Raw genomic sequence first — 26,342 nt, forward strand, 5'->3', positions numbered from 1 at the left:
TCGTCGTGAGCCTTGCAGTCTAACCCTCCCGCTGAGGTGTGCGCATCGGGTACTCTCGCAGTCGTGGGGAGCGAGCACTATTTCAGCGCGTCCCCGGCCGGCCCCGAGAAGCTTCGACGCATCCGCGCGGTCCTGGCCGGCCGCGAGGTCGAGGTGACGACGGCGGGCGGCGTGTTCAGTCCCGATCACGTCGACGCCGGCACGGCCGTGCTGCTCGGCAACACCCCCGCTCCCCCTCCCGGGGGCCACCTGCTCGACCTCGGATGCGGATGGGGCCCGATCGCGCTCTCGCTCGCCCTGGCCTCGCCGCACGCGACCGTGTGGGCCGTCGACGTCAACGAGCGGGCCCTCGACCTCGTGCGACGCAACGCGGCGGATCTCGGGCTCGACAATGTCAACGCCGTGCTCCCCGGGAATGTTCCCGACGACGTCTCCTTTCGCACGATCTGGTCGAACCCGCCGATCCGGGTCGGCAAGAACGAGCTGCACGACATGCTCGAGAAATGGGTCGCGCGCCTCGACGAGCGCAGCGACGCCTGGCTCGTCGTCGCCCGCAACCTCGGATCGGACTCGTTGCAGCGGTGGCTCGCGGCGACCTTCGACAGCGGATACTCGGTGACGCGCGCCGCGACGTCGCGCGGCTTCCGCGTGCTGCGGGTGCGGCGTCACGGCACGCCGCGCACCGACACCATCCGGCTGCCCTGACCGGCGCCCGCCGCGCTGCTGATAGCCTTCTGGTGACTTCTGGGCCAGGGGCACGTCGCGGCGGGGGACGTGCCGGTATTGGAGCGCCCATGAACACCTCGACCGTCCGCACCGCGTCCACCGGCTACCGGGCCCTGCCGCGGATCGCCGGGGTGAGCTACCTCGTCACGAGCGTGCTCGGCCGCCAGCCGCTCGCGATGGTGCCGCTCGCGATCCTCACGCTCGCCACGTCGGCGACCGGCTCGCTCGCGATCGGCGGCCTCGCCGCCGCGGCCGCCGCGATCGGCGAGGCGGTCGGCGCCCCGCTCTCCGGCTGGCTCGCCGACCGCCACGGGCAGCGCACGGTGCTGCTGACAGCCGCGGCCCTGCACGTGGCATCCATGATCGTCTTCGGCGTCGTCGTCGGCACGGCCGCCGACACGACGGCGATCGCGCTCGCCGCCGCCGCGGGGTTCACGCTTCCGCAGGTCGGCCCGCTGTCGCGCGCCCGCTGGCTCGCGATGGCCGGCGCCGACGACCTTCCCGCGGCCTTCGCCTTCGAGGGCGTCGCGGACGAGGTCGCGTTCATCGTCGGCCCCGCGCTCGTGGGCCTCACCGCCACGGCGTTCTCGCCGCACGCGGCGCTGCTGCTGAGCGGGGCGCTCATCGCGGTGTTCGCGACGGCCTTCGCCGTGCATCCCACGCACCGCCTCGTCCCCCGCGGACGGCGCGCGTCGACGGCGGGCCGTCCCGCGCTGCGTGCGCCGGGGCGCGCCGCGCTGATCGGGTTCTGCTTCACGGGCATGCTGTCGATGGGCCTGTTCTTCGGCGCGAGCCAGACGGCGCTCACCGCCTTCGCGGGCGACATCGGCATCCCCGACGCGGGCGCCCTGCTGTACGCCGTCATGGCGGTCGGGTCGGCGGCGGCCACGATGGCGATGGTGCGCGTGCCCGAGCGGATCGGTCCGTGGCAGCGCTGGTGCCTCTCGGCCGTGGGCATGACGGTCGGCTCGGTGCTCATGCTGAACGCGTCGGACGTCGTCGGCATCGTCCTGGCCGCGCTGCTGGCGGGCACGTTCCAGGGTCCCGTGCTGCTCACCATCTTCAGCGTCGCCGGATCGCTCGCCGAGTCGGGCGGCGCCGGCGGCCTCATGACGTTCGTCGGCAGCGGCATCGTGCTGGGCGTCGCGGCGGGCACGGCGATCGCGGGACCGGTCGCGCAGCACACCGGCGCACCGGGCGCGTTCTGGGTCGGCGTCGGGGCCTCGGTGCTGGCCGTCGTCGTCGGCCTGCTGGGCGCGGCGACGTCGCGCGCCCGGCGTCACTGACGAACGGGGCGCGCCGGACGGCTCAGGCCAGGACGATCTCGCCCGAGAACACGAGCAATGCCGGCCCCGACAGCAGGGCGTGCTCGCCGTCGTCGCGGCGCTCGATGCGCACGCCCAGCGTGCCGCCGGGCACGTCGACCCGCCAGCGGTCGGGCGCGGCCTCGCCGGCCCAGTTGCGCACGGCCAGCGCGGCGGCCGTCACGCCCGTGCCGCACGACAGCGTCTCGCCGACGCCGCGCTCGAACACGCGCATGCGGATCGCGCCGACCCCGTGGTGCACGAGCGGGTCGGCCGGCACGACGAACTCGACGTTCGCGCCGTGCGGCGGCTCGGGGTTCAGCAGCGGCTGGTACGACAGGTCGAGCGACTCGAGCTCGGCCTCGTCGGCGAGCGCGACGACGATGTGCGGGTTGCCCACGTCGATCGGCTGGCCGGGGCGGGCGACCGACAGGCCGCGCGCCCGCACGAGCACCTCGTCGGTCGTGGTGCGCCACACGCCCAGATCGACCTCGAAGCCGTCCTCGGTGCGGGTCACGTGCTTCGTGCCCGAGCGCGTGCCGATCGCGACCCCCGCGCCGTCGAAGTCGGCGAGCCCCGCCTGGGCGAGGTAGCGGGCGAACACGCGGATGCCGTTGCCGCACATCTCGGCGACCGATCCGTCGCCGTTGCGGTAGTCCATGAACCATTCCGCGTCGGGGGTGTTGCGGCCCGCGTTGATCGCCGCGGCGCGCACGACGCGCAGAAAGCCGTCGCCGCCGATGCCGAACCGGCGATCGCAGAGCGCGGCGACCTGGTCGGCGCTCAGATCGAGCTCGCCGTCGGGGTCGGAGACGATCACGAAGTCGTTGCCCGTGCCGTGGCCCTTGGTGAATGCGATCGTCTGCGGCATCCCCCGATTCTACGGGGCCGCGCACGGGCCTGCCTGTGCCCTGGCCCTGTGCGGCGGACACGACGAGCCAGACCTGCCGCGGTCGCCAGGGTCACCGGCCGGGCGTCGTCATGCCGCGCCGATCAGCCGCGCCGCGTCGGCATCCGGCTCGACCGGTTCCAGCCCCGGGTAGCGCCTGAACCACGACACCTGACGGCGCGCGTAGCGACGGGTGAGCGCCTGCGTCTGGGCGACGGCATCCGCCGCGCCCAGCTCGCCGCGCAGCTGCGCGAGCGCCTGTGCGTAGCCGATCGCGCGGCTCGCCGTGACCCCGCGCTCCAGGCCCCGGTCGCGCAGCGCCGCGACCTCGTCGAGCATCCCGCTCACCCACATGTGCTCGACACGGCGATCGAGCCTCTCGACCAGCTCGGCACGGTCCACGTGCACCCCGATGAGGCGGGTCGGCTCGTGCCAGAGCACCGGCGCGTCGGGCAGCGCCGCGCCGTGCGTCTGCTCGCCCTGGGCGAGCACCTCGAGCGCCCGCACGATGCGGCGTCCGTTGCGCGGGTCGACGCGTTCGGCCGTCGCCGGGTCGATCTCGCGCAGCCGCGCGAACAGGGCGCCGGGTCCGTGCTCGGCGAGCTCGGCCTCCAGCCGGGCGCGCAGCGCGTCGTCGTGCGGCGGGAACCGGAAGTCGAACACGACGCTCGACACGTAGAGTCCCGAGCCGCCGACGAGGACGGCATCCCTCCCCCGCCCGTGGATGTCCGTGATCGCCTGCCGCGCCGCCCGCTGATACCAGGCGACGGCGGCCTCGTCGGTGACGTCGAGCACGTCGAAGAGATGGTGCGGGATGCCGCGACGCTCGCTCTCGCGCAGCTTCGCGGTGCCGATGTCCATGCCGCGGTACAGCTGCATCGCGTCGGCGTTCACGATCTCGGCGGGCCGCCCGGCGGCGGCCAGCTCCTCCGCGAGACGCAGCGACAGCGCGGTCTTGCCGGTGCCCGTCGCGCCGACGACCGCCCACAGGCGGCCCGTCTCACTCGCCAGGGCGCTCATGACGGCGTCGCATTCCTGCTCGGGCGGCGGCGTCCTCCGGCGCCCGGGCAGGCGACAGCAGCCATCGCGGAAGACGCCCGCGGGTCAGCGACCGGCACGGAGGGTCGGCAGGCCCAGCGAGACGGGGCGCGGGGCGCCGTCGTCGGCCGGCGCCGGCACGCCGCACGACTCGGCCTGCGAACGGTCCCACGCGTCGCCCGCGCGGGTGCGGCGGATGCGCAGCGGCGCGCCGTCGGGCGCGTCGGCCAGCAGGTGGAACGGCGCGGCGTGCGTCACGACGACCGACACGACGTCGCCGGGCCGCGGGGTCGCCGAGCCGGCGGGCACCTCGAAGTGCACGAGCCGGTTGTCCTCGGCGCGGCCGGTGAGCCGGTGCGTCGCGGCATCCTTCTTGCCCTCGCCGGTGGAGACCAGCACCTCGACCGACCGGCCGACCTGACGCCGGTTCTCCTCGAGCGAGATGCGCTCCTGCAGGGCGACCAGCCGCTCGTAGCGCTCCTGCACGACGGCCTTCGGGATCTGATCGTCCATCGTGGCCGCCGGCGTGCCCTCGCGGATCGAGTACTGGAACGTGAACGCCGACGCGAACCGCGCCTGCTCGACGACGCGCATCGTGTCCTCGAAGTCGGCGTCGGTCTCGCCGGGGAACCCGACGATGATGTCGGTCGAGATCGCGGCCTGCGGGATCTTCTCCCGCACGCGATCGAGGATGCCGAGGAAGCGCTCGCTGCGGTACGAACGTCGCATCGTGCGGAGGATGCGGTCGCTGCCCGACTGCAGCGGCATGTGCAGCTGCGGCATGACGGCGGGCGTCTCGGCCATCGCGTCGATGACGTCGTCGGTGAAGGCGGCCGGGTGCGGGGACGTGAAGCGGATGCGCTCCAGCCCGGGGATCTCGCCCGCCGCGCGCAGCAGCTTGCCGAAGGCCTGGCGGTCGCCGAACTCGACGCCGTACGAGTTGACGTTCTGCCCGAGCAGGGTGACCTCGATCGCCCCGTCGTCGACGAGCAGCCGGATCTCGTTCAGGATGTCGCCGGGGCGGCGGTCCTTCTCCTTGCCGCGCAGCGACGGCACGATGCAGAAGGTGCACGTGTTGTTGCAGCCGACCGAGATCGAGACCCAGCCGCTGTGCACGCTGTCGCGCTTGGTCGGCAGGGTCGAGGGGAAGATCTCGAGCGACTCCAGGATCTCCAGCTCGGCCTCGCCGTTGTGACGGGCGCGCTCGAGCAGCGACGGGAGGGAGCCCATGTTGTGCGTGCCGAAGACGACGTCGACCCACGGCGCCTTCTGCTGCACGGCGTCCTTGTCCATCTGGGCCAGGCATCCGCCGACGGCGATCTGCATGCCGGGATGCCGGTCCTTGCGAGACTTGAGGTGGCCGAGCGTGCCGTAGAGCTTGCCGGCGGCGTTGTCGCGCACGGCGCACGTGTTGATGACGATGACGTCGGCCTCGGCGCCCGCGTCGGCGCGCACGTACCCGGCGCTCTCCAACGACCCGGAGAGGCGCTCGGAGTCATGCACGTTCATCTGGCAGCCGAACGTGCGCACCTCGTAGGTGCGGGCGAGCCCGTCGGTGCCGAGGGCGGCGGGCGAGGGCGCGATGAGCGTCGGGGTCGCAGAGGGTGCAGACATGATCTCTCATTCTACGATCCGCGGATGGACGCGGGCAGGACGCGCAAGATCCGTCGCGCGACGGAGGCGGGCGCAGACGCCGCCCCGTAGCCTCGGGGGAAACGACACGAAAGCGATGTGACCGCACGATGAGACGAACCCTGGTCGCGGCGGTCGCCGCGCTCGCCCTGCTGCTCGCCGGATGCTCCGACGCGCGCAACGATCCCCCGGCGACGAGCCCGTCGGCGACCGAGCCCGCCGCTCCGGTCGAGATCCCGGCGACCCCGGTCGGCGAGGCGACGCAGTGGATCCTCGGCGAGATGAACGCCGAGGACGACACCGACCCGGCCGACTGGGCGTCGCGCCTGCACGAGGACTTCACGTCGCAGGTGAGCGCCGAGGAGGTCGCCGAGCTCATCAACACGCAGATCCGGCCCGCGCGACCGCTCGTCGCGACGGCCTACGAGGGCACGGAGCGGGAGGCCGTCACGAGGGTGGAGGGCTCGCTGGGCGCCCCGTTCGACCTGTCGGTCGTCGTCGACGGCGAGAACCTCATCACGGGTCTCCTCCTCGGCCCCGCGATGCCCCCGCGGGAGGCCGCGACCTCGATCGACGAGGTCGGCGAGCGCTGGGCGGCGCTGCCGGGCGACACGCGGGTGCTCGTGACCCTCGACGACGAGACGGTGCTCTCCACCGAGCCGGATGCCGCATCGCCGCTCGGCTCGATCTTCAAGCTGTACGTGCTGGGCGCGGTGGCCGACGCCGTCGCGGCCGGCACGGTGAGCTGGGACGACACCGTCACGGTGACCGACGACGTGCGCAGCCTGCCGTCGGGCGAGCTGCAGGACGCCCCGGCCGGCACCGAGGTGACCGTGCGCGAGGCCGCCGAGAAGATGATCTCGATCAGCGACAACACCGCGACCGATCTGCTCATCGGCCTCGTCGGGCGCGAGGCGGTCGAGGCGGCGGTCGCCGGCATGGGACATCACGACCCGGCCCTGCTGCGCCCGTTCCTGACCACTCGGGAGCTGTTCGCGCTGCAGTGGGGCGGCCACGACGATCTCATCGCCCGCTGGGAGTCGGGCGACGAGGCGGCCCGCCGCGCGCTGCTCGCCGAGCTCGACGGCCGGCCGTTCGAGGTCGGCATCGAGGACGTCGACGACACCGTGCGCTGGCAGCACGACCTCGAGTGGTTCGCGAACGCCGACGACATCGCGGCGGCGCACGAGGCACTGCACGCCCGCGGCGAGGCGGATGCCGCCGTCACGGGCGCGCTCACGATGAACCCCGGCGTGCGCATCGACGCGGCCGCCTGGCCCGAGATCGCCTTCAAGGGCGGCTCGAACATCGGCGTGCTCACGGGATCGTGGCGGGCCGTGCGCGCCGACGGCGCGGTGCTGACCCTGGTCGTGCTGTCGTCCGACGACACGGCGATCCCGCTCACCACGCAGTCGGAGCTGTTCGGCCTCGTCGAGGACGTATTCACCCTGCTCGCGGAGTAGCCCTCGCCGCGAACGGCCTCTCGCCGCGCGACGCAACATCCGTACCCCGAGATCTCGACCGCGGCAAAGTGCGAGTCCACGCGTGGCGGACCCGCACAATGCCGCGGTTGAACCACCACACCAGCGCTCAGTCGGAGTGCGTGTCGCGGGGCAGGTCGAGACCCGCGAACGGCGCGGCCGCGCGCTCGAACGCGGGGACGTCGGCCTCGTCGATCGTGGTGACGCCGTAGGAGAGCGTGACGCCCGAGACGAGCCAGCCGTGGCGCTCCGCCTCGGCCAGGGCCTCCTCATCGAGGCGTGCGTCGCCCACCGAGACGTACATCCACTCGAGGTCACGACCGAAGTCCCTGCCGTGCTGCCAGGACGTCTCGAACGCGATGCCGTCGCGCGGCGCGAGCCCGTGCGGGCGCAGCACCCGCTCGACCGCGCCGAGCACGCGCGGCCAGTCGTCGGGGTCGATCGCCGCGTCGATGGTCCACTCGGGCCCGTTGTAGGTCGTCAGCATGCTCGATCCGCCGTAGCCGTTGCCGGACTGCGGGTACCAGCCGCCGTCGCCGCGCGGCTCAGGCGCCGGCAGGCCGAGCTCGTCGGCCAGCGTCGTGCCGATCTCGGCGATCAGCTGGCTCTCGCGCTCCTCGACCTGACCGGCCGCCGGCATGAGGAGCGCCGTCTCAGCGGGCATGCCGGCGTGGGCCGGATAGCTCTTCCAGTCGACCGTGACCTCGGCGCCCGCGGCATCCGTGTAAGTGGTCGTCGGGGACGAGGCGCACGCCGCGAGCGCGAGGGCGCCGGCCAGCCCGAGCATGGCGATCCCGCGGAAGCGCGTCACGATCCCACCCGCTTCAGGTGGTGTGCGACGAACGCGGTGAGGCCCACCGTGGGATAGACGCCACCGACGAGCCAGAAGAGCAGCACGAGCAGGCGCCCGTCGACGGCCGCCACGAGCATCAGCGACGCGCCGACGGCGGCGACCGCGAGCGACGCCCACCGCCGCTTCCAGAACAGCAGCACGGCGCACGCGATCGCGACGAGGGGTGCGATCAGAGCGCCCGGAGTGAAGACGACGGCACCCGATGCGAGCGCGCTCACGGCCAGCAGAGCCGGCGACGCGAGAACGACGGCCCCCGCGATGCGCCAGGCGAGCGACCCTCGCGCCGTGAGCCCGCGCTCGAGCACCGGCGGCACGATCACCGCCGCCCACAGCAGCAGGGTGTGCGGAAGGAAGAAGCCGCCGATGGTGAAGCCCGAGATCAGCGACACGACCGTCATGACGATCGCGAGCACGACCAGGAACGGGCGGCGCAGACGGCGCGGCGCCCACAGCACGAGCGCCGTGGCGACGGCAGGGACCAGGGTGAGCAGGGCGGCGCCCGCTCCGTACGACCCGAAGACCGTGCCGACACTCGGCGACGTGTCCGTCACCGTGACGAACGCGGGCAGCAGAAAGCTCACGTACACCGCGGTCGCGACGGCGACGACGAGGGCGGCGATCATGAGAAGGCGCAGTGCGCGCTCGGGTGCGGTCGGATGCGACCCGCCGGGGGCGACGACGGGCTGCAGCTCGGCCCGCGCCGCTCGGGCCACCTCGTCGGGCGCGCCCAGGGCCGTCAGCACATCGGCGCTCGTGCGGCCCGCGTCGAGGGCGTCGGAGATGTGCGCGCGGACGTCGTCGACGATCGCGCCGCGCGTGCGGGCGGGAAGGTCTGACAGCGCCCGCTCGAGCGTATGCAGATAGCGCTCGACGTCGGGGGTCGCGGTGTCGCTCATCATCGGTGCTCCTTCGATGCCGGGGACGTTGCCGGATCGTCGCGGTGCGCGTCGTCGAGCAGCTCGGCCACGCGCGGAGACAGGGTCTGCCACACCGCGCGGAACGTGGCGAGCTGCGCGCGCCCGGCGGACGTGATCGCGTAGTAGCGGCGGGCGCGGGTGCCGTCACCGGGCTCCCAGCGCGTCTCGACGGCGCCGCTCTCCCGCATCCGTGCGAGCAGGGGGTAGAGGCTGCCCTCGCTCGCCGTGAGGCCGCGTTCGACGAGCGTCTCGGCCAGCTCGAGCCCGTACATGTCGCGGCCCGAGAGCAGCGCGAGCACGCAGAACTCGAGAACACCCTTGCGGATGTTCGTCGCCATGCGCTCGCTCGCCTCGTCCACGTCTCCAGTGTTGTCTTGTTATGCAAGTCTTGCAAGACAAGGTTTCTGGGAGATCGCCGAGCGCCCACCACGACGCGGGCGCCGGACCTTCTCGCCGTCGGCAGCTCGGCAAGCGCCGCCCCGTCCCGCACGCCGTGTGCGGCGGGGAGGCCGAGAGTCCCGCGCGGCGAGGAGGAACGCTCCTATGCCGGGCTCGCCACGTGCAACCCGGTCGACGCCGCGGCATCCGCCATCCGGCTGAAGTCAGGTGTCACCTGTCGCACTTGACGCTCCCGCCCTGCGAGGGAGGCGTTGATGGCGGCTGTCATTCGAAGCGCACCGGCCGACGGGCGGGGACCTGCTCGTCGAGGGCCTGGCGGGCGGCGGAGAGGGCGGACGAGCCGAAGCCGCGGCGCGCGAGCTGTCCCGCGAGGCGGCGGAGGGCGACGTCGCGGTCGAGGCCGGTCATGCCGCGCGCCTTGGTGCGCGCGAACTCCAGCGCACGATCCGACTCGTCGTCGGGCAGCTCGGCGAGCGCCGCGTCGATCACGTCGCGCGGGATGCCGCGCTGGGCGAGCGACTGGGCGATGGCCTGGCCGCCCTGCGCCTTGCGCGCGACGGCCTTGTGCATGAGCTGCTCGGCGAGCGCGGCGTCGTCGAGGTAGCCGTTGCCGAGGAAGCGCTCGACGAGCGCATCCGCCTCGGCCGCGTCGAGCCCCGCCTGGGTCAGTGCCGCGCGGGCCTCGCGGACCGACAGCGATCGCGTGCGCAGCTTCTTCAACAGCAGCTGCTCCGCCTCGTCGACGAGCTCGGCGCGGTCTTCGGGAACGTCGGCGGGTGCCACGTCATCGATCCAGCTGGCGTGCCAGGCGGGCTCGTCGCGCGGACTCGCGTCGCCCGCCTCGGCGTCGGCTTCGCGCGTCCGCGCGTCGGCCTCGCGCGCGTCCTGTGGCGGGCGAGAGGCTCCGAAGAGGGGGATGACGGGGGCCACGCGCTCAGCGCGACCCCCGTCCGTGCCGGTGTCCACGAGGCGCTAGGCGGAGACGCGGGCGGCGATCTCGTCGGAGACGGGCGCCTCGACGAGCTTCGGCACGCCGATGCCGAGCTTATGCTTGATCCTCTGCTCGATGTCGGCGGCGACGTCGTCATTGGTGATCAGGAAGCTGCGCGCGTTCTCCTTGCCCTGGCCGAGCTGCTCGCCGTCGTAGGTGTACCACGAGCCCGACTTCTTGACGATCTCGTGCTCGACGCCGAAGTCGATCAGCGAGCCTTCGCGCGAGATGCCGATGCCGTACAGGATGTCGAACTCGGCCTGCTTGAACGGCGGCGCCATCTTGTTCTTGACGACCTTGACGCGCGTGCGGTTGCCCACGGCCTCCGTGCCGTCCTTCAGCGTCTCGATGCGACGGATGTCGAGGCGCACCGAGGCGTAGAACTTCAGTGCCTTTCCGCCCGCGGTGGTCTCGGGCGAGCCGAAGAAGACGCCGATCTTCTCGCGCAGCTGGTTGATGAAGATCGCCGTGGTCTTGGTGGAGTTGAGACCACCCGTGAGCTTGCGCAGCGCCTGCGACATGAGCCGCGCCTGCAGGCCCACGTGCGAGTCGCCCATCTCGCCCTTGATCTCGGCCTCGGGGACGAGGGCTGCGACGGAGTCGATGACGACGAGGTCGATCGCGCCCGAGCGGATGAGCATGTCGGCGATCTCGAGCGCCTGCTCGCCGGTGTCGGGCTGCGAGACGAGCAGCTGGTCGATGTCGACGCCGAGCTTCTGGGCGTAGTCGGGATCGAGCGCGTGCTCCGCGTCGATGAACGCGGCGATGCCGCCCGCGCGCTGCACGTTGGCGATCGCGTGCAGCGTCAGCGTCGTCTTTCCCGACGACTCCGGGCCGTAGATCTCCACGATGCGACCGCGGGGAAGCCCGCCGATGCCGAGCGCGACGTCGAGGGCGATGGAGCCCGTGGGGATGACCTCGACGGGAGCGCGCTCGTCGCTGCCCAGTCGCATGACCGAGCCCTTGCCGAACTGCTTGTCGATCTGCGCGAGAGCCGAGTCGAGGGCCTTCTCGCGGTCTGCGGGTGATGGCATGGCGTGCTCCTTCTGCACTTCGCCGGGATGAGCCCGGGGATCTCTGCCGCCTATAGGCTGTCGCGGTCTCTCCGGCGTCCCGCAGGGGATTCCGGGGAGAAGGCGACAAGGCGTGCGGTGTCGTGTTCGACGCTGATCACGTTACGGACGACCTCCGACATCGCTTCGGAGATCACCCGGATCCGTGGACAACTTCTCGAGAACACCGCGTGTGTAGAAGGCTACGCCTCTCGAACACTTCTACGAAGCAACACGCCGGAAGGGGGCGAGAGAAGGCCGGCGGAGATCAGCGACGAGGCTCGCGCAGGCCGGCGCCGTGGCGGCGCGACGGCGGCACATCGGTCTCGACGCACAGTGCGAGCCACACCTCTCGGGCGGGCACGCCGGCATCCAATGCCTCGGCCGCCGTGCGGTTGCCGATCTCGCTCAGTGCCAGATCGCTCACGAGAACGGCACCGCGCGCGCCGAACTCGGTCTCGACGGCGCGCGCGAACTCACTCAGCCGCACGTGTCAGTGCAGCGAGAGCTCGGGCATGTCGGCGTCGAGGCCCGCCAGGTCGTCGGGGACGACGTCGGGGATGGTGTGCAGCCCCTCCAGCACCGACAGCCTGTCGCTCACCTCGCGCATGATGGACGAGATGGGAACGTCGAGCGCCTCGGCCACAGCGGCCAGGATCTCGCTGGACGCCTCCTTCTGGCCGCGCTCGACCTCGCTCAGGTATCCCAGCGCGACGCTCGCACGTCCAGCGACCTGACGGAGGGTCCGGCCCTTCTGCAGGCGCAGATCACGAAGCACGTCGCCGACCTCTTGACGCAGCAGGATCATCACTCGGCCCCCTCTCACGCTCTGATTGTCCGGTGGACAACGGTACATCATCTGTTCTTCACCCTAGCCACAGGGACTGTGGAAAGGATGGGAATCGACAGTTCGTAACGTACCTGTCACGATCGCTATTCCCATCCGTGTCACATCCCTCACAGCGCGTCTCCCTCACAACGCGTCAAGGGCCAGCCGCAGCGCCCGCGCGGTCGCGTCGGCGCGGATCGTCTCGCGATCGCCCGTCAGCAGCAGCGACTCGACGCGATTGCCCAGCGGGGTGGCGACCGCCAGGTGCACCGTGCCCACCGGCTGACCGTCGGGCGAGAGCGGCCCGGCGATGCCTGTTGTGGCGATGCCGACGTCGGCGGGAACGCCGCCGGCGCCCACCGCGCGCCGCACGCCCTCAGCCATCTGGCTGGCCACGCGCGGGTGCACGGGACCGTGGGCCGCGAGCAGCGTGGCATCCACGCCCAGCAGGCTCGACTTCAGGTCGGTCGCGTAGGCGACGATGCCGCCGCGCACGACGGCGGACGCGCCGGGCACCGCGACGAGCCCCGCGATGACCAGTCCGCCGGTGAGCGACTCGGCGACGCCGAGCGTCCACCCCAGCTGCGCGAGCCGCTCGATCAGGCGGTCGGGGCGGGCGCGCGACGCGTCGGAGATGAGCGTGCTCTCGAGGTCGTCGGGCAGGTCGGGCAGCGGCTCGAAGGGCGTCATCGGCCCGTCCGCGCCTTGCGCGCCCCGCGCACCTCGCTGACCACGAAGTCGATGCCGCTCGCGACGGTGAGCGCGACCGCGATCGTCATGGCGACGGCGTTCACGACGTGGATCCACTCCCCCACGAGCGTCCACAGCGGCAGCAGGGCGAGCGAGAGCGCGACGGCCTGCGCGACGGTCTTGAGCTTGCCCATCCACGCGGCTGCGAGAACGTGGTCGCTCGCAACGGCGAGGCGGTAGACGGTGATGCCGACCTCGCGCACGAGGACGACGATCGTGATCCACCAGGGCAGCTCGCCGAGGATCGACAGGCCGACGAACGCGCATCCGGTGAGCGCCTTGTCGGCGATCGGATCGAGCAGCTTGCCGAGGTCGGTGACGATGTCGTGCCTGCGCGCCAGGTGGCCGTCGATGCCGTCGGTCGCGATCGCGACGATGAACAGCACGGCCGCCCACCAGCGCAGGGCGCCGTCGGCGCCGGCGTCCGCGAGCAGCATCCAGAGGAACACCGGGGCGCAGAGGATGCGCACGATCGTGATCGCGTTGGGGAGCTGCCGCGGGATGGCCACGATGCGAGCCTAGTCGCGTCCGGTGAGGCCCCAGGCGTCTTCGGAGCCCTCGTCTCCGTCGACCACCTCGTAGCCCTCGAACTGTTCGGTGACCGCGTCGGGTCCGTAGGGGTCGGCAGCGGCCGCGGCCGGCGGCTCGTCGCCGCGCAGGCGGGCCAGCACCGCCGGGAGGTCGTCGGGGGTCACGAGCACGTCGCGCGCCTTCGATCCCTCCGACGGCCCGACGATCTCGCGCGACTCCAGCAGGTCCATGAGCCGGCCGGCCTTCGCGAAGCCGACGCGCAGCTTGCGCTGCAGCATCGAGGTCGAGCCGAACTGCGTCGTGATGATCTGCTCGGCGGCCGCGAGCAGCAGCTCGAGGTCGTCGCCGATGTCGGCATCGACCTCCTTCTTCTCCACGACGGCCTGCACGTCGGAGCGGTACTCCGGCTGCGCCTGCGCCTTGACGTGCGCGACGACCTTCTCGATCTCGGACTCGGTGACCCACGCGCCCTGCACGCGGATGGGCTTGGACGCCCCCATCGGCAGGAACAGCCCGTCGCCCTGGCCGATGAGCCGGTCGGCCCCCGGCTGGTCGAGGATGACGCGCGAGTCGGTGACGCTCGTGACCGCGAAGGCGAGACGCGACGGCACGTTGGCCTTGATGAGCCCCGTCACGACGTCGACCGACGGACGCTGCGTCGCGAGCACGAGGTGGATGCCGCTCGCGCGCGCGAGCTGGGTGATGCGCACGATCGAGTCCTCGACGTCGCGCGGGGCGACCATCATGAGGTCGGCGAGCTCGTCGACGACCACGAGCAGGTACGGGTAGGGCTTGAGCACGCGCTCGCTGCCGGGCGGGAGCTGCAGCTGCCCCGAGACGACGGCGCGGTTGAAGTCGTCGATGTGACGGAAGCCGAACGACGCGAGGTCGTCGTAGCGCATGTCCATCTCCTTCACGACCCACTGCAGCGCCTCCGCCGCTTTCTTCGGGTTCGTGATGATGGGCGTGATGAGGTGCGGGACGCCCGCGTACGACGTGAGCTCGACCCGCTTGGGGTCGACGAGCACCATGCGCACCTCGCTCGGCTTGGCGCGCATGAGCAGGCTCGTGATCATCGAGTTCACGAAGCTCGACTTGCCCGAGCCGGTGGAGCCGGCCACGAGCAGGTGCGGCATCTTGGCGAGGTTGGCCACGACGAACCCGCCGCCGACGTCCTTGCCGACGCCGATCGTCATGGGGTGCGTCGAGCGCTGCGCCGTGTCGGAGCGCAGCACGTCGCCGAGCGTCACGATCTCGCGATCGGTGTTCGGGATCTCGACGCCGATCGCGCTCTTGCCCGGGATGGGGGCGAGGATGCGCACCTCGTTGGAGGCCACGGCGTATGCGATGTTGTTGGTGAGCGCCGTGATGCGCTCGACCTTGACGCCGGGCCCGAGCTCGATCTCGTACTGGGTCACGGTCGGTCCGCGGGAGAACCCGGTGACGCGGGCGTCGATGCCGAACTGCTCGAAGACGCCGCGGATGGCCTGCACCATCTGGTCGTTGGCCTCGGACCGCTCCTTGTGCGGCGCGCCCGCGCCGAGGTGCGTCACCGACGGCAGGTGGTAGGGGGCGGCGGGCGGCTGCCCGTCGAGGTCGCTGCCGAGCCCCGAGAGCCCGGGCAGCATGCCGTCGTCGGGGATCTCGTCGGTGTCCTCGCGCAGACCGACGTCCGCGCCGCGCGCGGCGCGCCTGGCGTCCTCGACGATCGATCGGTCGATGACCTCGGTCTCGTCGGCCATCGCGGGCGCAGGGGCGGGCCGCGGCACCGGGGCGGGCATCGCGACGGCCTTCTCGAAGCTGCCGTCGGGCGACGAGTCGAGCAGCGCCGTCATGTCGTGCGTGCCGAGGGCGCCGTCGCCGTGCTCTCCGGAGCCCGTCGAAGGGTCCTCCTCACGGCCGGTCTTGTTGCGCCGCCACCACGGCAGGTTCTCGGTGGCGTCGGGGTCGTCGCCCGCGGGCTCGGCGCCGTCGGCGCGCTTGCCCCGCTTCTCGGCGCGCTCGGCGAGCTCCCCGCGCTCGGCTCCGAACAGCCACGCGTACAGGTCGCCGAGGCGCGTGCCGATGCGGTGCGGCGGGGTCTTGGTGAGGATCAGCACGCTCAGCAGCGCGAGCAGGCCGAGCACGATCGCGGCGCCGATCTCGGTGAGGAACGACAGCGGCTCGCCGAGCGCCCAGCCCGCGACTCCGCCCGCCTCGCTGAGCCCGAGCATGCCGTCCTTGGGGTGGGGGCGCCCGCCGAAGACGTGGCAGAAGCCCGCGATCGAGAGCACGAACAGGCCGAAGCCGACGCCGATGCGCCCGTTGTCGTGCACAGAGGGCGGATGCCGGAACAGCCAGCCCGCGAGCATGAGCAGCAGCACGGGCAGGATGAACGCGGTGCGGCCGACGAGCGCGCCCACCGAGTAGGCGCTGACGAGCGTCCCGATCTCGGTGCCGATGAGGAACCACTCGATGACGGCGCCGACGGCCGCCATGAGCACGATCAGCAGCGGGAATCCGTCGCGACGCTGGTACTTCTCCAGCGTCTCAGCGCCGAAGGCGCGGAACATGCCGCCCACGGCATGCGCGACGCCGAGCCACATGCGCACGATGATCGGGTCCCTGTCGACGTCGTCCACGTAGCGTTTGGGCGCCGGCTCGGGCTTCTTCGCGCGCGCGGACGGCTGCCCCTTCGCGGATGCGCGAGGGCTCGCGGTCGGACTCGTGCTCCTGGCCATTACTCCACGGTACGTCCCGCCCCCGACATTTGCCCGGAACGACGCGGTTCCACTCCCCACGCCGCCCCGCCGCCGCGCGGCTGCGACCGTCTCCCCGGCATCCGCGCTCCCCGGCATCCGCGCTCCCCGGCATCCGCGCTCCCCGGCATCCGCGCTCCCCGGCATCCGCGCTCCCCGGCATCCACCTTCTCCGGCATCCGCCCTCCCCAGCATCCGCCTTCCCCAGAACAGGAGATATCACCGGCACAGGACGTTCGCGCGGGAATCGTCCTGTGCCGGTGATATCTCCTGTGGCCGGAAGCGCCCGGAAGCGGCCGGAAGCCGCCGGAACCCGAAGCCGGAGCCCGCAACCCCAGCCCGGAACCCCAGCCCGGAAACCGAGCCCGAGCCCCGAGCCCCGGCGGAGACGATTCAGCGCAGGACCTTGACCATGGTGTCGCGCCCGATGTCGCGCCGCACGATCGCGAACCCCTCGCTGCGGTACAGCGTGCGGGCGAAGTTGTCGCGCTCGACCGAGAGGCTGATGCGGCCGTGACCGTGCTCGCGGGCGTCGCGGCACAGCGCCTGCAGCAGCGCCCGGCCCACGCCGTGGGCGCGCCAGATCGGCCGCACGCCGATGATGAGCTCGGGCACACCGACGCCGACGAACCCGAACCCGGCCTCGTCGCGCGCGAGCACGCGGTACCAGGCCGCGCCGATCGGCACGCTCCCGTGGTCGACGGCGACGAAGCCGCCGTCGCCGGGGCGCTTCCAGCCCGCGACGTAGCGACGGTAGTCGGAGCCCGCGATCACCTCATGACGCGGCTTGGCCCCGCCCTGCCGCCAGTTCGCCGCCTCGACGACCATGTCGGCGAGGAACGTCCCGTCGGCCTGGGCCGCCGGTCGCAGCGAGAACGACATCGACATGTCCAGAGTGTAGACGCGGCGTGTTACGCCTCGATGACGAGCGGCACGATCATGGGACGGCGGCGCAGCGACTGGTTCACCCAGCGCCCGATCGTGCGGCGCACGACCTGCGAGAGCGCGTGGTTGTCGCGCACGCCGTTCTGCGCGGCCTCGGTGAGCGCGGCGGCGATCCTGGGCTTGACGGCGTCGAACACGGCGTCGTCCTCGGCGAAGCCGCGGGCATGGATCTCGGGGCCCGTGATGATGCGGCCGGTCGCGGCGTCGACCACGACGATCACCGAGATGAAGCCCTCCTCGCCGAGGATGCGGCGGTCCTTGAGATCGGCATCCGTGATCTCGCCCACGCTCGACCCGTCGACGTAGACGAAGCCGAGGTCGAGCTGGCCGACGACGCGCGCGACGCCGTCCCTGAGGTCGACGACCGTGCCGTTCTCGCCGACGATCGTGCGCTCGGGCGCGATGCCGGTGTCCTGCGCGAGCTTCGCGTTCGCGATGAGGTGGCGGTACTCGCCGTGCACCGGCAGCACGTTGCGGGGCCGCAGGATGTTGTAGCAGTACAGCAGCTCCCCCGCGGCGGCGTGGCCCGACACGTGCACCTTGGCGTTCGCCTTGTGCACGACGTTCGCGCCGAGCTTCGTGAGGCCGTCGATGACGCGGTACACCGCGTTCTCGTTGCCGGGGATGAGGCTGGACGCCAGGATCACGGTGTCGCCCGGACCGGGCTCGATCGCGTGGTCGAGGTTGGCCATGCGGCTGAGCACCGCCATCGGCTCGCCCTGCGAGCCCGTCGACATGTAGACGATACGGTCGTCGGGAAGGTCCTTCGCCTTCTTGTAGTCGATCAGCACGCCGTCGGGCACCTTGAGGTAGCCGAGGTCCTGCGCGATCGTCATGTTGCGCACCATGCTGCGGCCGAGGAAGGCGACGCGGCGGCCGTGCTCGACGGCCGCGTCGATCACCTGCTGCACGCGGTGCACGTGGCTCGAGAAGCTCGCGACGATCACGCGACGCGGCGCCTTGCCGATCACCTGGTCGAGCACGGGGCCGATCGCGCGCTCCAGCGGCGTGAACCCGGGCACGTCGGCGTTCGTGGAGTCGACGAGGAACAGGTCGACGCCCTCCTCGCCGAGCCGCGCGAACGCGCGCAGGTCGGTGATGCGGCCGTCGAGCGGCAGCTGGTCCATCTTGAAGTCGCCCGTGGCGAGCGCGAGGCCCGCCGGGGTGCGGATCGCGACGGCGAGCGCGTCGGGGATGGAGTGGTTGACCGCGATGAACTCCAGGTCGAACGGGCCGACCTGCTCGCGCTGGCCCTCGGCGACCGTGAGCGAGAACGGGCGGATGCGGTGCTCCTTGAGCTTCGCCTCGACGAGCGCGAGCGTGAGCTGCGAGCCGATCAGCGGGATGTCGCCCTTCGCGCGCAGCAGGTACGGGACGGCGCCGATGTGGTCTTCGTGCCCGTGGGTGAGCACGACGCCGACGATGTCGTCGAGCCGTCCCTTGATGGGCTCGAAGTCGGGCAGGATCAGGTCGACGCCCGGCTGGTGCTCTTCGGGGAACAGCACGCCGCAGTCGACGATGAGCAGCTTGCCGTCGAACTCGAAGACCGTCATGTTGCGGCCGACCTCGCCGAGGCCGCCGAGCGGCGTGACCCGCAGCGTGCCGGGCTGGAGGGCGGGGGGCTCGATCACCTCGGTCATCAACGCGTCGTCCCCGGGACCTTGGGCAGCGCGCCGCCCGCGGCGGCGTTGCGATCGGGACGGAAGCGCGACAGGTCGACGCCCTCGATGTCCTTCACGAGCGACAGCTCGTCCTCGATCATCGCAGCCTCCCATTCCTCCGGGCCGACGAGCGGCAGACGCACGCGCGGGCTGGAGATGCGCCCCAGGCCGTGCAGGATGTACTTGGCCGCGACGGTGCCCGGCACATGGGTCATGACCGCCCGCACGAGCGGCTCGAGCTTCTTGTGCGCGGCGGTCGCGGCGGCGAGATCGCCGCGGTTCACGGCATCCACGATCACGCGATAGGGCGCCGCGGCGATGTTCGCGGTCACGCCGATGAGACCCGACGCGCCGATCGACATGTGCGGCAGCGCGTTCGCGTCGTCGCCCGAGAAGTACAGCAGGTCGGTCTGGTTGAGCACGCGGCTGACCTCGCTGAAGTCGCCCTTGGCGTCCTTCACGGCGAGGATGTTGGGGTGCTTCGCGAGACGCAGGATCGTCTCGTAGGTGATGGGCACGCCCGTGCGCCCGGGGATGTCGTACAGGATCACCGGCAGGTCGGTCGCGTCGGCGACGAGGCGGAAGTGCGTGAGGATGCCGGCCTGCGTGGGCTTGTTGTAGTACGGCGTGACGACCATGATGCCGTCGGCGCCGGCGCGCTCGCTCGCCTTGTAGAGCTGGATGGCGTGCGCGGTCTCGTTCGAGCCGCCGCCCGTGATGATCTTGGCGCGTCCGTCGGCGACGCTCTTGCCGACCTCGACGAGGCGGATCTTCTCCGGGTCGGTGAGCGTGCTGGTCTCGCCCGTCGTCCCCGTCACGACGATGCCGTCGGCGCCGGCCGCGATGACCGCGTCGATGTGCGACTCGGTGGCGGGCCAGTCGACCTCGCCATCGGCGGTCATGGGTGTGACGAGAGCGACGAGAACCTGGCCGAAGGGATTGCCGGAATGCGTCATGACCTCAAGGCTATCGGTTCGCACGATACGGTTCGACAGCGCGCGCGTACGTCGCGAAGCGGTACCGGATGCCGGTGCGCGAGGTCTGCCACGCGCCGATCCGCGGCGCGGGCCAGCCGTCGACGGCGGGCGCGGTCGTGTCGCCGTCGACCTCGAGGTCGAGCTCGGTGACCTCCAGCACGTCGGCGCGGCCGATCGCCGCGCGGTAGAGCTGCCCGCCGCCGATGACCCACGCCGTCTCCGCGCCCTCGGCGAGGGCGAGCGCCTCGTCGAGCGAACCGGCGCGCTCGGCGCCGGCATCCGCCCATTCCTCGCTGCGCGTCACGACGATGTTGCGACGCCCGGGCAGCGGCCGGAACCGCGGGGGGAACGACTCCCACGTGCGACGGCCCATCACGACCGGCGCGCCCATCGTCGTCTCGCGGAAGTGCGCGAGGTCCTCGGGCACGTGCCACGGCATGCCGCCGCCGGCGCCGATGACGCCGCCACGGGCCTGCGCCCAGATGAGGCCGACGCGCGTCATACCGCGACGGCGGCCCGGATCGCGGGGTGATGCTGGTAGCCCTCGACAACGATGTCGTCGTAGGCGTAGTCGAAGATGCTCTCGGGCGTGCGCGCGAACCGCAGCGTCGGATACGGATATGGGTCGCGGGAGAGCTGTTCGCGCACCTGCTCGAGGTGGTTGTCGTAGACGTGGCAGTCTCCGCCGGTCCACACGAAGTCGCCCGGCTCGAGGCCGGTCTGCTGCGCGATCATGAGGGTGAGCAGCGCGTAGGAGGCGATGTTGAACGGCACGCCGAGGAACATGTCGGCGCTGCGCTGGTAGAGCTGGCACGACAGCCGCCCGTCGGCGACGTAGAACTGGAACAGCGCGTGGCACGGCGCGAGCGCCATGCGCGGGATGTCGGCGGGGTTCCACGCCGACACGAGCAGCCGCCGCGAGTCGGGATTGCGGCGGATCTGGTCGACGACGTCGGCGATCTGGTCGATCTGCTCGCCCGAGGGCGTCGGCCACGACCGCCACTGCACGCCGTAGACCGGGCCGAGGTCGCCGTCGGCGTCCGCCCATTCGTCCCAGATCGTCACGCCGTGCTCCTGCAGCCAGCGCACGTTGCCGTCGCCGCGCAGGAACCACAGCAGCTCGTACACGATCGACTTCATGTGCACGCGCTTGGTAGTGACGAGCGGGAAGCCCTGCGACAGATCGAAGCGGATCTGGCGGCCGAACACGCTCGTCGTCCCCGTGCCCGTGCGGTCGTCCTTGTGCGTGCCGTTCGCCAGCACGTCGCGCAGCAGGTCTTCATAGGGCGTCGGCACGGTCATGCGACCACGATAGCCCGCGCGGCGCGTCCGCGGCCCGCGCCGGCTCACGCCATCGGGAGCAGGCCGAGGCCGCTCGCCGCGCCGCGTGCGAGCAGCGCGCCGACGATCGCGATCAGCCACGCCGAGCTCGCGCCGCCCGCCCCCTGCATCCATCCGGCCACGCGGTGCAGCGCAGGCTCCGCCGCGCGGGCGAGCAGCAGCCGCACGGCGAGCGCCGCCAGGGCGGGCACGATCATGACGACCACGTACCCCGCGAGCAGAGCGTACTTGGCGCCGAGCGCGACCGGTTCGCCGGCGATGAGGCCCATGCCGATCAGGTAGGGCAGCATGCCGGCGAGCTCGACGACGCCCGCGGCGAGCGCGACGCCCACGACGGACCATGCCGATGCCTCGTCGTCGAGCGCCCGGTCACGCCAGCGCAGCACGCGTCCCCCGGTGCGCACGGCCGTCTCTCCGCGGGCCCTCGCCTCCTTTCGCCGCCTCGACTCGCGCATGCCGACCGCGATGCCGCCGACCAGCATCGCGAGACCCGCGACGAGGATCGTGAGGCGCCCCGCCGTCGATTCGACGAACGCCACCGCCGCGCCGATGAGGTTCACGATGCCGAGCATGAGCAGCACGCCGACGCCGAGGTAGAACAGGCAGATCGTCGCCAGGTACAGCCCGATGCGTCGTACGCGCACACGCCCGGGAGCGAGCAGCAGGAACAGCGGGATGAGAAAGGTGCCGACGCTGAGCCCGTCGCCGAGGGCGAGCACGACGAGGGCGAGCGGAAGGGGGATGCCGGTGAGGAGGTCCATGCCCTCCACGCTCGCGCGCCCGCTCCGCGCGCGCATCGGGAGAAGGGCCCGTCCGTGTCTCATCCTTTGGTCGGAGTCGGGCGTGCGACGCTTCTGCTTGCATGGATGCCATGACCGCACTGCTCGCCCTGCCCGCCGAGACTGCGGCGAGACGCTGGCTCGGCCTGCCGCGTCCGGTCATCGACGCACTCGCGTTCTCGGTGCTGGCGGTGATCGCCGCGCGCGCCGGACTGACCGGGCTGTTCGGGTTCGCGCAGCTGCTGCCGCCCGTGTCGCCCTGGTGGACCCTCGTGACGGCGCTGCCCGCCGCGTCCCTCGCGCTGTGGAAGCATCGCGCGCCCGGCGCGGCACTCGGCGCGGCGACGGTCCTCACGATCGCCGACCTGCTCACCGTGGGCGGCCTGATCCCCCTCTTCGTGCTCGTGGACGCGCTCTACGCCGCGGCGGTCACCGTCTCGCCGACCGCACGACGACGTCTGCTGGGCGCCCTGGTGCTCGCGGTCGCCGCGCTCACCCTGTTCGCGCTGGCCCGCACGGGCGATCCGCGCGCGATGATCATGGTGGCGGTGCAGACCGGGGGCATCCTCGGCATGGCGTACTGGTTCGGCACCTCGGTCGCGCAGTCGCGCATGCTGATGGATCAGTCGCAGGAGCTCGCCGAGCTGCATCGCGCCGCGGCGGAGAACGCCGCACGGCTCGCGGAGCAGAACCGCGCGGAGGCGGTGCGCGAGGAACGCGAGCAGATGGCGCGCGAACTGCACGACGTGGTCGCGGGGCATGTCGCGGCGGTCGCGATCCGCAGCGAGGCGACCCTCGCGGCGCCGGGGGCCGACTCGCCCGAGCGGCACGCGCTGCGCGCGATCCGCGACACGAGCCTGCACGCTCACGAGACGCTGCGCGAGATGGTCGCCGTGCTGCGCTCCGACCACGACACGGCGGCTCCCGCGCGTCCCGATGTGCCGGCGCTCGCCGCGCAGGCCCGCGCCTGGGGACTCGACGTCGTGCTCGACGACCGGCTGACGGCTCCCGCCGCCGGCGCCGCCGACCAGGCCGTGCGACGCATCGTGCAGGAGGCGCTGGCCAACGCGTCGCGTCACGCACCGGGCTCCGCCGTGCGTGTCGGGCTCTCCGAGGAGCCCGGCGGCATCGGCGTGCGCATCCTGTCGACGGGCGGGCGTCGACAGGCGGGCCTGTCCGGCAGCGGATGGGGCCTGCACCTGCTGCACGAGCGCGTCGCCGCCCTCGGCGGCTCGCTCGAAGCCGGCGCCGCCGAGGACGGCTGGCTCGTGAACGCCGTCGTGCCCAGGGCGGCCTCATGACCAGGGCAGCCTCATGACGAGGGCAGCCCTATGACGAGGGCAGCCCTGTGACGCGCGTGCGCGTGCTGCTCGCCGACGACCACGCGATGATCCGCGAGGGTCTGCGGCTGATGCTGGAATCGCACGGCATCGAGGTCGTCGGCGAGTCCGCCGACGGCGCCGCGGCGATCGCGGCGGCCGGCGACCTGCGCCCCGACGTCGTGCTCATGGACCTGCGCATGCCGGGGACCGACGGCGTCGAGGCGACACGCCGCATCGTCGAGTCCGGCGGCGCAGAGGTCATCGCGCTCACCAGCTTCGACGAGGACGAGCTCGTGCTCGGCGCCCTGCGTGCGGGCGCCGTCGGCTTCCTGCTCAAGACGGTGGATGCCGCCGGGCTCGCCGACGCGGTGCGCCGGGTGGCCGCGGGCGAGGGCGTGCTCGACCCGCGGGTGACCCGCCGTGCACTGCGCGCCGTGCGACACCCCGGGTCCGCGGCGTCCGCGCCCCCGGCCGGGCTGAACGACCTCACGGACCGCGAACGGGAGGTGCTCCGGGCGATGGGCGAGGGACTGTCGAACGCACAGATCGCGGCGCTGCTGTTCCTCTCCGTGCCGACCGTCAAGACGCACGTCTCGAACGTGCTCGCCAAGCTCGGCGCCGACAGCCGCACGCACGCCGTGGCGATGACGCGCGACCTGCCGCCGTCATAGCGGGCTCCCGCCGCGGGTCCATCGACCCTCGGCCTTCGACTCTCTTCGACTCTCTTCGACACATCGGCCCCGGGACACCGCCGCACTGCTTATCCTCCTGTCATGTCCTTGCCGCTGGCCCTCGCGGTCGCCCTCGGCCTCGTCGTCCTGACGACGGCGCTCGGGCTCGTGCTGCGCGCACGCACGGGCCGGGCGAGGGATGCCGGCGAGCTGCTCCTCGACTCGGCAGACCTGCCGGGCGGCGCGGGTGCGCGCGGCACGCTCGTGCAGTTCAGCAGCGTGCAGTGCGCGCGGTGTCCCCAGGTGCGACGCCAGCTGACGGCCGTGGCCGATGCCTCCGACGGGGTCGCGCACGTCGAGATCGACCTGACCGACCGACCCGACCTCGCAGCGCGCTATCGCGTGCTGCAGACGCCGACGACCTTCGTCGTCGGTCCCGACCGCCGCGTCCGTGCCCGCTTCGGCGGACCGCCCCGGCCCGACGAGCTCGCGGCGGCGGTCGCCGCCCTCTGACGTCACCACGAGCCCCGTGACGTCATCGCGAAAGGAAGCGCCATGACCTCCCCCGCCGGCATCGACCCCCGCGGCCCCCGCTTCGGCGCCGCGCTCACGTCGTTGCTCCTGCTCGTCACTCTCGTGGTGGCCCTGCTGCCGCGCGAGACGGCCTCGTTCGGGTGGTTCGCCTCCCAGCCGATCGCGGGCGAGGTCTTCGTGCCCGGGACGACCGTGGCGCAGCGGCTGACCGACCCCGCGTTCCTCCTGGCGGCCATCGTCGCGCTGCTCTTCCTGTGGGGCATCCTGTCGCCGCGCACGCACCCGTGGAACCTGCTGTTCCGGTCGCTCGTCCGCCCGCGGCTCGCACCGCCCGCCGAGCTCGAGGACCCGCGCCCGCCGCGGTTCGCCCAGGGCGTCGGCCTCGTCGTCGTCGCGATCGGCCTCGTGCTGCACCTCGCGGGTGTGCCGTACGCCCTCGTGATCGCCGTGGCCGCGGCGTTCGTGGCCGCGTTCCTCAACGCGGCCTTCGGCTTCTGCCTCGGCTGCCAGATCTACCTGCTGCTGCAGCGCGTGCGCCCCGCGAGCTGACGGCGGACGCACGCGCACGGCCCCGTTCCCTCCGTCGCCGCGCGCGTCTAGGCTCGATGCACGACCCCCGCTGCGAGGAGAGCATCATGAGCGTCACGAGCGAAGCACGCACGATCTGGAAGGGCGATCTCGCCGAGGGGACGGGCGCCGTGTCGCTGCAGAGCTCACGGCTCGGCCCGTTCGACGTGAACTGGAAGGCGCGCAGCGAGGGCTCGACGTCGGTGACGACCCCCGAGGAGCTCATCGCGGCGGCGCACTCGTCGTGCTTCAGCATGGCGCTGTCGCACGCGCTCACGCAGAACGGCACCCCGCCGACGAGCATCGAGACCTCGGCGTCGGTCACCTTCATCCCCGGCACCGGCATCACGGGCTCGCACCTCAACGTGCACGCCGTCGTGCCCGGAATCTCGGCCGACGACTTCGCGCGCCTCGCCGCGGAGGCGAAGGCGGGATGCCCCGTGTCGGCCGCGCTCGCGGGCGTCGAGATCACCCTCGAGGCGACACTTGCCTGACGCCGGGCGCGTCGTCGTCGCGGGCGCGTCCGGCCTGATCGGGTCGGAGCTGGTCCGGTCGCTCGCCGCCGACGGCGTCGCGGTGACCCGCCTCGTGCGGCGCGCCGCGACGGCGCCCGACGAGGTCTCGTGGGATCCGACGACGACCCGGCTCGACCCCGCCGTGCTCGAGGGGGCACGCGCCGTCGTGTGCCTGAACGGCGCGACGCTCGGCCGGGTGCCGTGGACCAAGCGCTACCGCCACGAGATCCTCTGGTCCCGCGTGCAGCCGACCCAGGCTGTCGCCGCCGCCGTGCGCGCACTGGGCGACGACGCCCCCGCCTTCGTCTCCGGGTCGGCGGTCGGCTTCTACGCGTCGGCCCCCGGCATCCCCCAGGACGAGGCGGCGCCGCGCGGCGAGTCGTTCCTCTCCGACGTCTGCGGCGAGTGGGAGGCCGCGGCTGCGCACGCGGGGCCGAAGGCGCGCGTCGCGCTGCTGCGCACGGCGCCGGTCGTGCACGCCGACGGGGTGCTGAAGCCCCTGCTGACGCTCACCCGCCTCGGCCTCGGCGGCCGCATCGGCCGCGGCACGCAGGCGTGGCCGTGGATCTCGCTCGACGACGAGGTGCGCGCGATCCGTCACGTGATGGATGCCGACGTCGCGGGGCCCGTGAACCTCACCGGACCCGTGCGGGCGACCGCCAACGACCTCGGCTTCGCGCTCGCGATGCGCATGAACCGCCCCTTCGTCGTGCCCGCGCCGGCCTGGGCGCTGCGGCTCGCGCTCGGCGCCGACATGGCCGACAGCCTGCTGCTGAGCGACATGCACGTTCTGCCGCGCGTGCTGCTCGATACCGGCTTCGCGTTCCGCCACGCGACCGTCGAGGAGGCCGTGGCCGCCGCCGTGCCCGCCGGGGACTGACCGGGCGGGCACGGCGCGGC

28 protein-coding genes are annotated in these 26,342 nt (G+C 72.4%); 9 read left to right on the forward strand and 19 right to left on the reverse strand.

Annotation, left to right across the window (positions count from 1 at the left end; translation table 11 throughout):
* Window positions 1-63: 63 nt before the first annotated feature.
* A complete protein-coding gene (locus AOA12_RS14230; RefSeq protein WP_054683998.1) occupies window positions 64-705 on the forward strand; it encodes a class I SAM-dependent methyltransferase in 642 nt (213 codons plus the stop codon).
* Window positions 706-794: 89 nt separating this feature from the next.
* Entirely contained in the window at window positions 795-2,012 is a 1,218-nt protein-coding gene (locus AOA12_RS14235) for an MFS transporter (protein ID WP_054684001.1), read from the forward strand.
* A 22-nt stretch (window positions 2,013-2,034) separates the two neighbouring features.
* On the opposite strand, the gene dapF is transcribed toward AOA12_RS14235, so the two are convergent.
* The 3 genes from dapF to miaB form a co-directional block, all read right to left on the reverse strand.
* The gene (dapF, locus tag AOA12_RS14240) at window positions 2,035-2,901 is read right to left on the reverse strand and encodes a diaminopimelate epimerase (protein WP_054684003.1); all 867 of its coding nucleotides are present in this window, start codon (window positions 2,899-2,901) and stop codon (window positions 2,035-2,037) included.
* A gap of 108 nt (window positions 2,902-3,009) precedes the next feature.
* Window positions 3,010-3,939: a tRNA (adenosine(37)-N6)-dimethylallyltransferase MiaA gene (miaA, locus tag AOA12_RS14245; protein WP_082406273.1), complete on the reverse strand. Its 930-nt coding sequence runs from the start codon at window positions 3,937-3,939 to the stop codon at window positions 3,010-3,012.
* An 84-nt stretch (window positions 3,940-4,023) separates the two neighbouring features.
* Window positions 4,024-5,571, reverse strand: coding sequence for a tRNA (N6-isopentenyl adenosine(37)-C2)-methylthiotransferase MiaB (miaB, locus tag AOA12_RS14250; RefSeq protein ID WP_054684006.1), 1,548 nt, complete (start codon window positions 5,569-5,571; stop codon window positions 4,024-4,026).
* Window positions 5,572-5,699: 128 nt separating this feature from the next.
* On the opposite strand from miaB, the gene AOA12_RS14255 reads away from it, so the two are divergent.
* Window positions 5,700-7,052 carry a Cpe/LpqF family protein gene (locus AOA12_RS14255; RefSeq protein ID WP_054684007.1) on the forward strand — a complete coding sequence of 451 codons (1,353 nt, stop codon included), beginning with the start codon at window positions 5,700-5,702 and terminating at the stop codon, window positions 7,050-7,052.
* Between the two features lie 127 nt (window positions 7,053-7,179).
* On the opposite strand, the gene AOA12_RS14260 is transcribed toward AOA12_RS14255, so the two are convergent.
* The 16 genes from AOA12_RS14260 to AOA12_RS14335 all read right to left on the reverse strand — a co-directional run bounded on the left by AOA12_RS14260 (window position 7,180) and on the right by AOA12_RS14335 (window position 21,815).
* Window positions 7,180-7,881: a hypothetical protein gene (locus AOA12_RS14260; protein ID WP_054684010.1), complete on the reverse strand. Its 702-nt coding sequence runs from the start codon at window positions 7,879-7,881 to the stop codon at window positions 7,180-7,182.
* On the reverse strand, window positions 7,878-8,822 hold the full coding sequence (locus tag AOA12_RS14265) for a DUF1700 domain-containing protein (protein WP_054684018.1): 945 nt from the start codon (window positions 8,820-8,822) through the stop codon (window positions 7,878-7,880). Before AOA12_RS14265 ends, AOA12_RS14260 begins: the two co-directional genes overlap by 4 nt.
* A complete protein-coding gene (locus tag AOA12_RS14270) occupies window positions 8,819-9,199 on the reverse strand; it encodes a PadR family transcriptional regulator (RefSeq protein ID WP_054684020.1) in 381 nt (126 codons plus the stop codon). The genes AOA12_RS14265 and AOA12_RS14270 overlap by 4 nt, the downstream gene beginning before the upstream one ends.
* Before the next feature lie 304 nt (window positions 9,200-9,503).
* Window positions 9,504-10,169 (reverse strand): regulatory protein RecX, encoded by a 666-nt coding sequence (locus tag AOA12_RS14275; RefSeq protein WP_231637092.1) that lies wholly within the window; start codon window positions 10,167-10,169, stop codon window positions 9,504-9,506.
* Window positions 10,170-10,211: 42 nt separating this feature from the next.
* A complete protein-coding gene (gene recA, locus AOA12_RS14280; RefSeq protein WP_054684029.1) occupies window positions 10,212-11,264 on the reverse strand; it encodes a recombinase RecA in 1,053 nt (350 codons plus the stop codon).
* Between the two features lie 286 nt (window positions 11,265-11,550).
* Window positions 11,551-11,772 carry a DUF3046 domain-containing protein gene (locus AOA12_RS14285; protein WP_054684032.1) on the reverse strand — a complete coding sequence of 74 codons (222 nt, stop codon included), beginning with the start codon at window positions 11,770-11,772 and terminating at the stop codon, window positions 11,551-11,553.
* A 3-nt stretch (window positions 11,773-11,775) separates the two neighbouring features.
* Window positions 11,776-12,090, reverse strand: a complete 315-nt coding sequence (locus AOA12_RS14290) for a helix-turn-helix domain-containing protein (protein WP_054684035.1) — start codon at window positions 12,088-12,090, stop codon at window positions 11,776-11,778.
* Between the two features lie 165 nt (window positions 12,091-12,255).
* Window positions 12,256-12,801, reverse strand: a complete 546-nt coding sequence (locus AOA12_RS14295) for a CinA family protein (protein WP_054684037.1) — start codon at window positions 12,799-12,801, stop codon at window positions 12,256-12,258.
* A complete protein-coding gene (pgsA, locus tag AOA12_RS14300; RefSeq protein WP_054684040.1) occupies window positions 12,798-13,370 on the reverse strand; it encodes a CDP-diacylglycerol--glycerol-3-phosphate 3-phosphatidyltransferase in 573 nt (190 codons plus the stop codon). Before pgsA ends, AOA12_RS14295 begins: the two co-directional genes overlap by 4 nt.
* A 9-nt stretch (window positions 13,371-13,379) precedes the next feature.
* Window positions 13,380-16,112, reverse strand: a complete 2,733-nt coding sequence (locus AOA12_RS14305; protein WP_054684042.1) for a DNA translocase FtsK — start codon at window positions 16,110-16,112, stop codon at window positions 13,380-13,382.
* 411 nt (window positions 16,113-16,523) lie between these two features.
* A complete protein-coding gene (locus tag AOA12_RS14310) occupies window positions 16,524-17,018 on the reverse strand; it encodes a GNAT family N-acetyltransferase (RefSeq protein ID WP_054684044.1) in 495 nt (164 codons plus the stop codon).
* A gap of 23 nt (window positions 17,019-17,041) precedes the next feature.
* On the reverse strand, window positions 17,042-18,715 hold the full coding sequence (locus tag AOA12_RS14315) for a ribonuclease J (protein ID WP_054684047.1): 1,674 nt from the start codon (window positions 18,713-18,715) through the stop codon (window positions 17,042-17,044).
* Window positions 18,715-19,692 (reverse strand): 4-hydroxy-tetrahydrodipicolinate synthase, encoded by a 978-nt coding sequence (gene dapA, locus AOA12_RS14320; protein WP_054684050.1) that lies wholly within the window; start codon window positions 19,690-19,692, stop codon window positions 18,715-18,717. Before dapA ends, AOA12_RS14315 begins: the two co-directional genes overlap by 1 nt.
* A gap of 10 nt (window positions 19,693-19,702) precedes the next feature.
* A complete protein-coding gene (locus AOA12_RS14325; RefSeq protein WP_054684057.1) occupies window positions 19,703-20,215 on the reverse strand; it encodes a dihydrofolate reductase in 513 nt (170 codons plus the stop codon).
* Window positions 20,212-21,015 carry a thymidylate synthase gene (locus tag AOA12_RS14330; protein WP_054684059.1) on the reverse strand — a complete coding sequence of 268 codons (804 nt, stop codon included), beginning with the start codon at window positions 21,013-21,015 and terminating at the stop codon, window positions 20,212-20,214. Before AOA12_RS14330 ends, AOA12_RS14325 begins: the two co-directional genes overlap by 4 nt.
* A 44-nt stretch (window positions 21,016-21,059) precedes the next feature.
* Window positions 21,060-21,815 (reverse strand): GAP family protein, encoded by a 756-nt coding sequence (locus tag AOA12_RS14335; RefSeq protein ID WP_054687079.1) that lies wholly within the window; start codon window positions 21,813-21,815, stop codon window positions 21,060-21,062.
* Window positions 21,816-21,925: 110 nt separating this feature from the next.
* Between AOA12_RS14335 and AOA12_RS14340 the strand changes: the two genes are divergently transcribed.
* The 6 genes from AOA12_RS14340 to AOA12_RS14365 all read left to right on the forward strand — a co-directional run bounded on the left by AOA12_RS14340 (window position 21,926) and on the right by AOA12_RS14365 (window position 26,322).
* Window positions 21,926-23,134, forward strand: a complete 1,209-nt coding sequence (locus AOA12_RS14340; protein ID WP_054684063.1) for a sensor histidine kinase — start codon at window positions 21,926-21,928, stop codon at window positions 23,132-23,134.
* 56 nt (window positions 23,135-23,190) lie between these two features.
* Window positions 23,191-23,826 carry a response regulator gene (locus AOA12_RS14345; RefSeq protein ID WP_442922289.1) on the forward strand — a complete coding sequence of 212 codons (636 nt, stop codon included), beginning with the start codon at window positions 23,191-23,193 and terminating at the stop codon, window positions 23,824-23,826.
* A gap of 102 nt (window positions 23,827-23,928) precedes the next feature.
* Window positions 23,929-24,339, forward strand: coding sequence for a TlpA family protein disulfide reductase (locus AOA12_RS14350; protein WP_054684067.1), 411 nt, complete (start codon window positions 23,929-23,931; stop codon window positions 24,337-24,339).
* A gap of 42 nt (window positions 24,340-24,381) precedes the next feature.
* Window positions 24,382-24,909 carry a DUF4395 domain-containing protein gene (locus tag AOA12_RS14355; protein WP_054684083.1) on the forward strand — a complete coding sequence of 176 codons (528 nt, stop codon included), beginning with the start codon at window positions 24,382-24,384 and terminating at the stop codon, window positions 24,907-24,909.
* Between the two features lie 86 nt (window positions 24,910-24,995).
* On the forward strand, window positions 24,996-25,421 hold the full coding sequence (locus AOA12_RS14360) for an OsmC family peroxiredoxin (RefSeq protein ID WP_054684086.1): 426 nt from the start codon (window positions 24,996-24,998) through the stop codon (window positions 25,419-25,421).
* Entirely contained in the window at window positions 25,414-26,322 is a 909-nt protein-coding gene (locus tag AOA12_RS14365; protein ID WP_054684089.1) for a TIGR01777 family oxidoreductase, read from the forward strand. Before AOA12_RS14360 ends, AOA12_RS14365 begins: the two co-directional genes overlap by 8 nt.
* Window positions 26,323-26,342: the final 20 nt, after the last annotated feature.

Source organism: Microbacterium sp. No. 7, assembly GCF_001314225.1.
Lineage (GTDB): Bacteria > Actinomycetota > Actinomycetes > Actinomycetales > Microbacteriaceae > Microbacterium.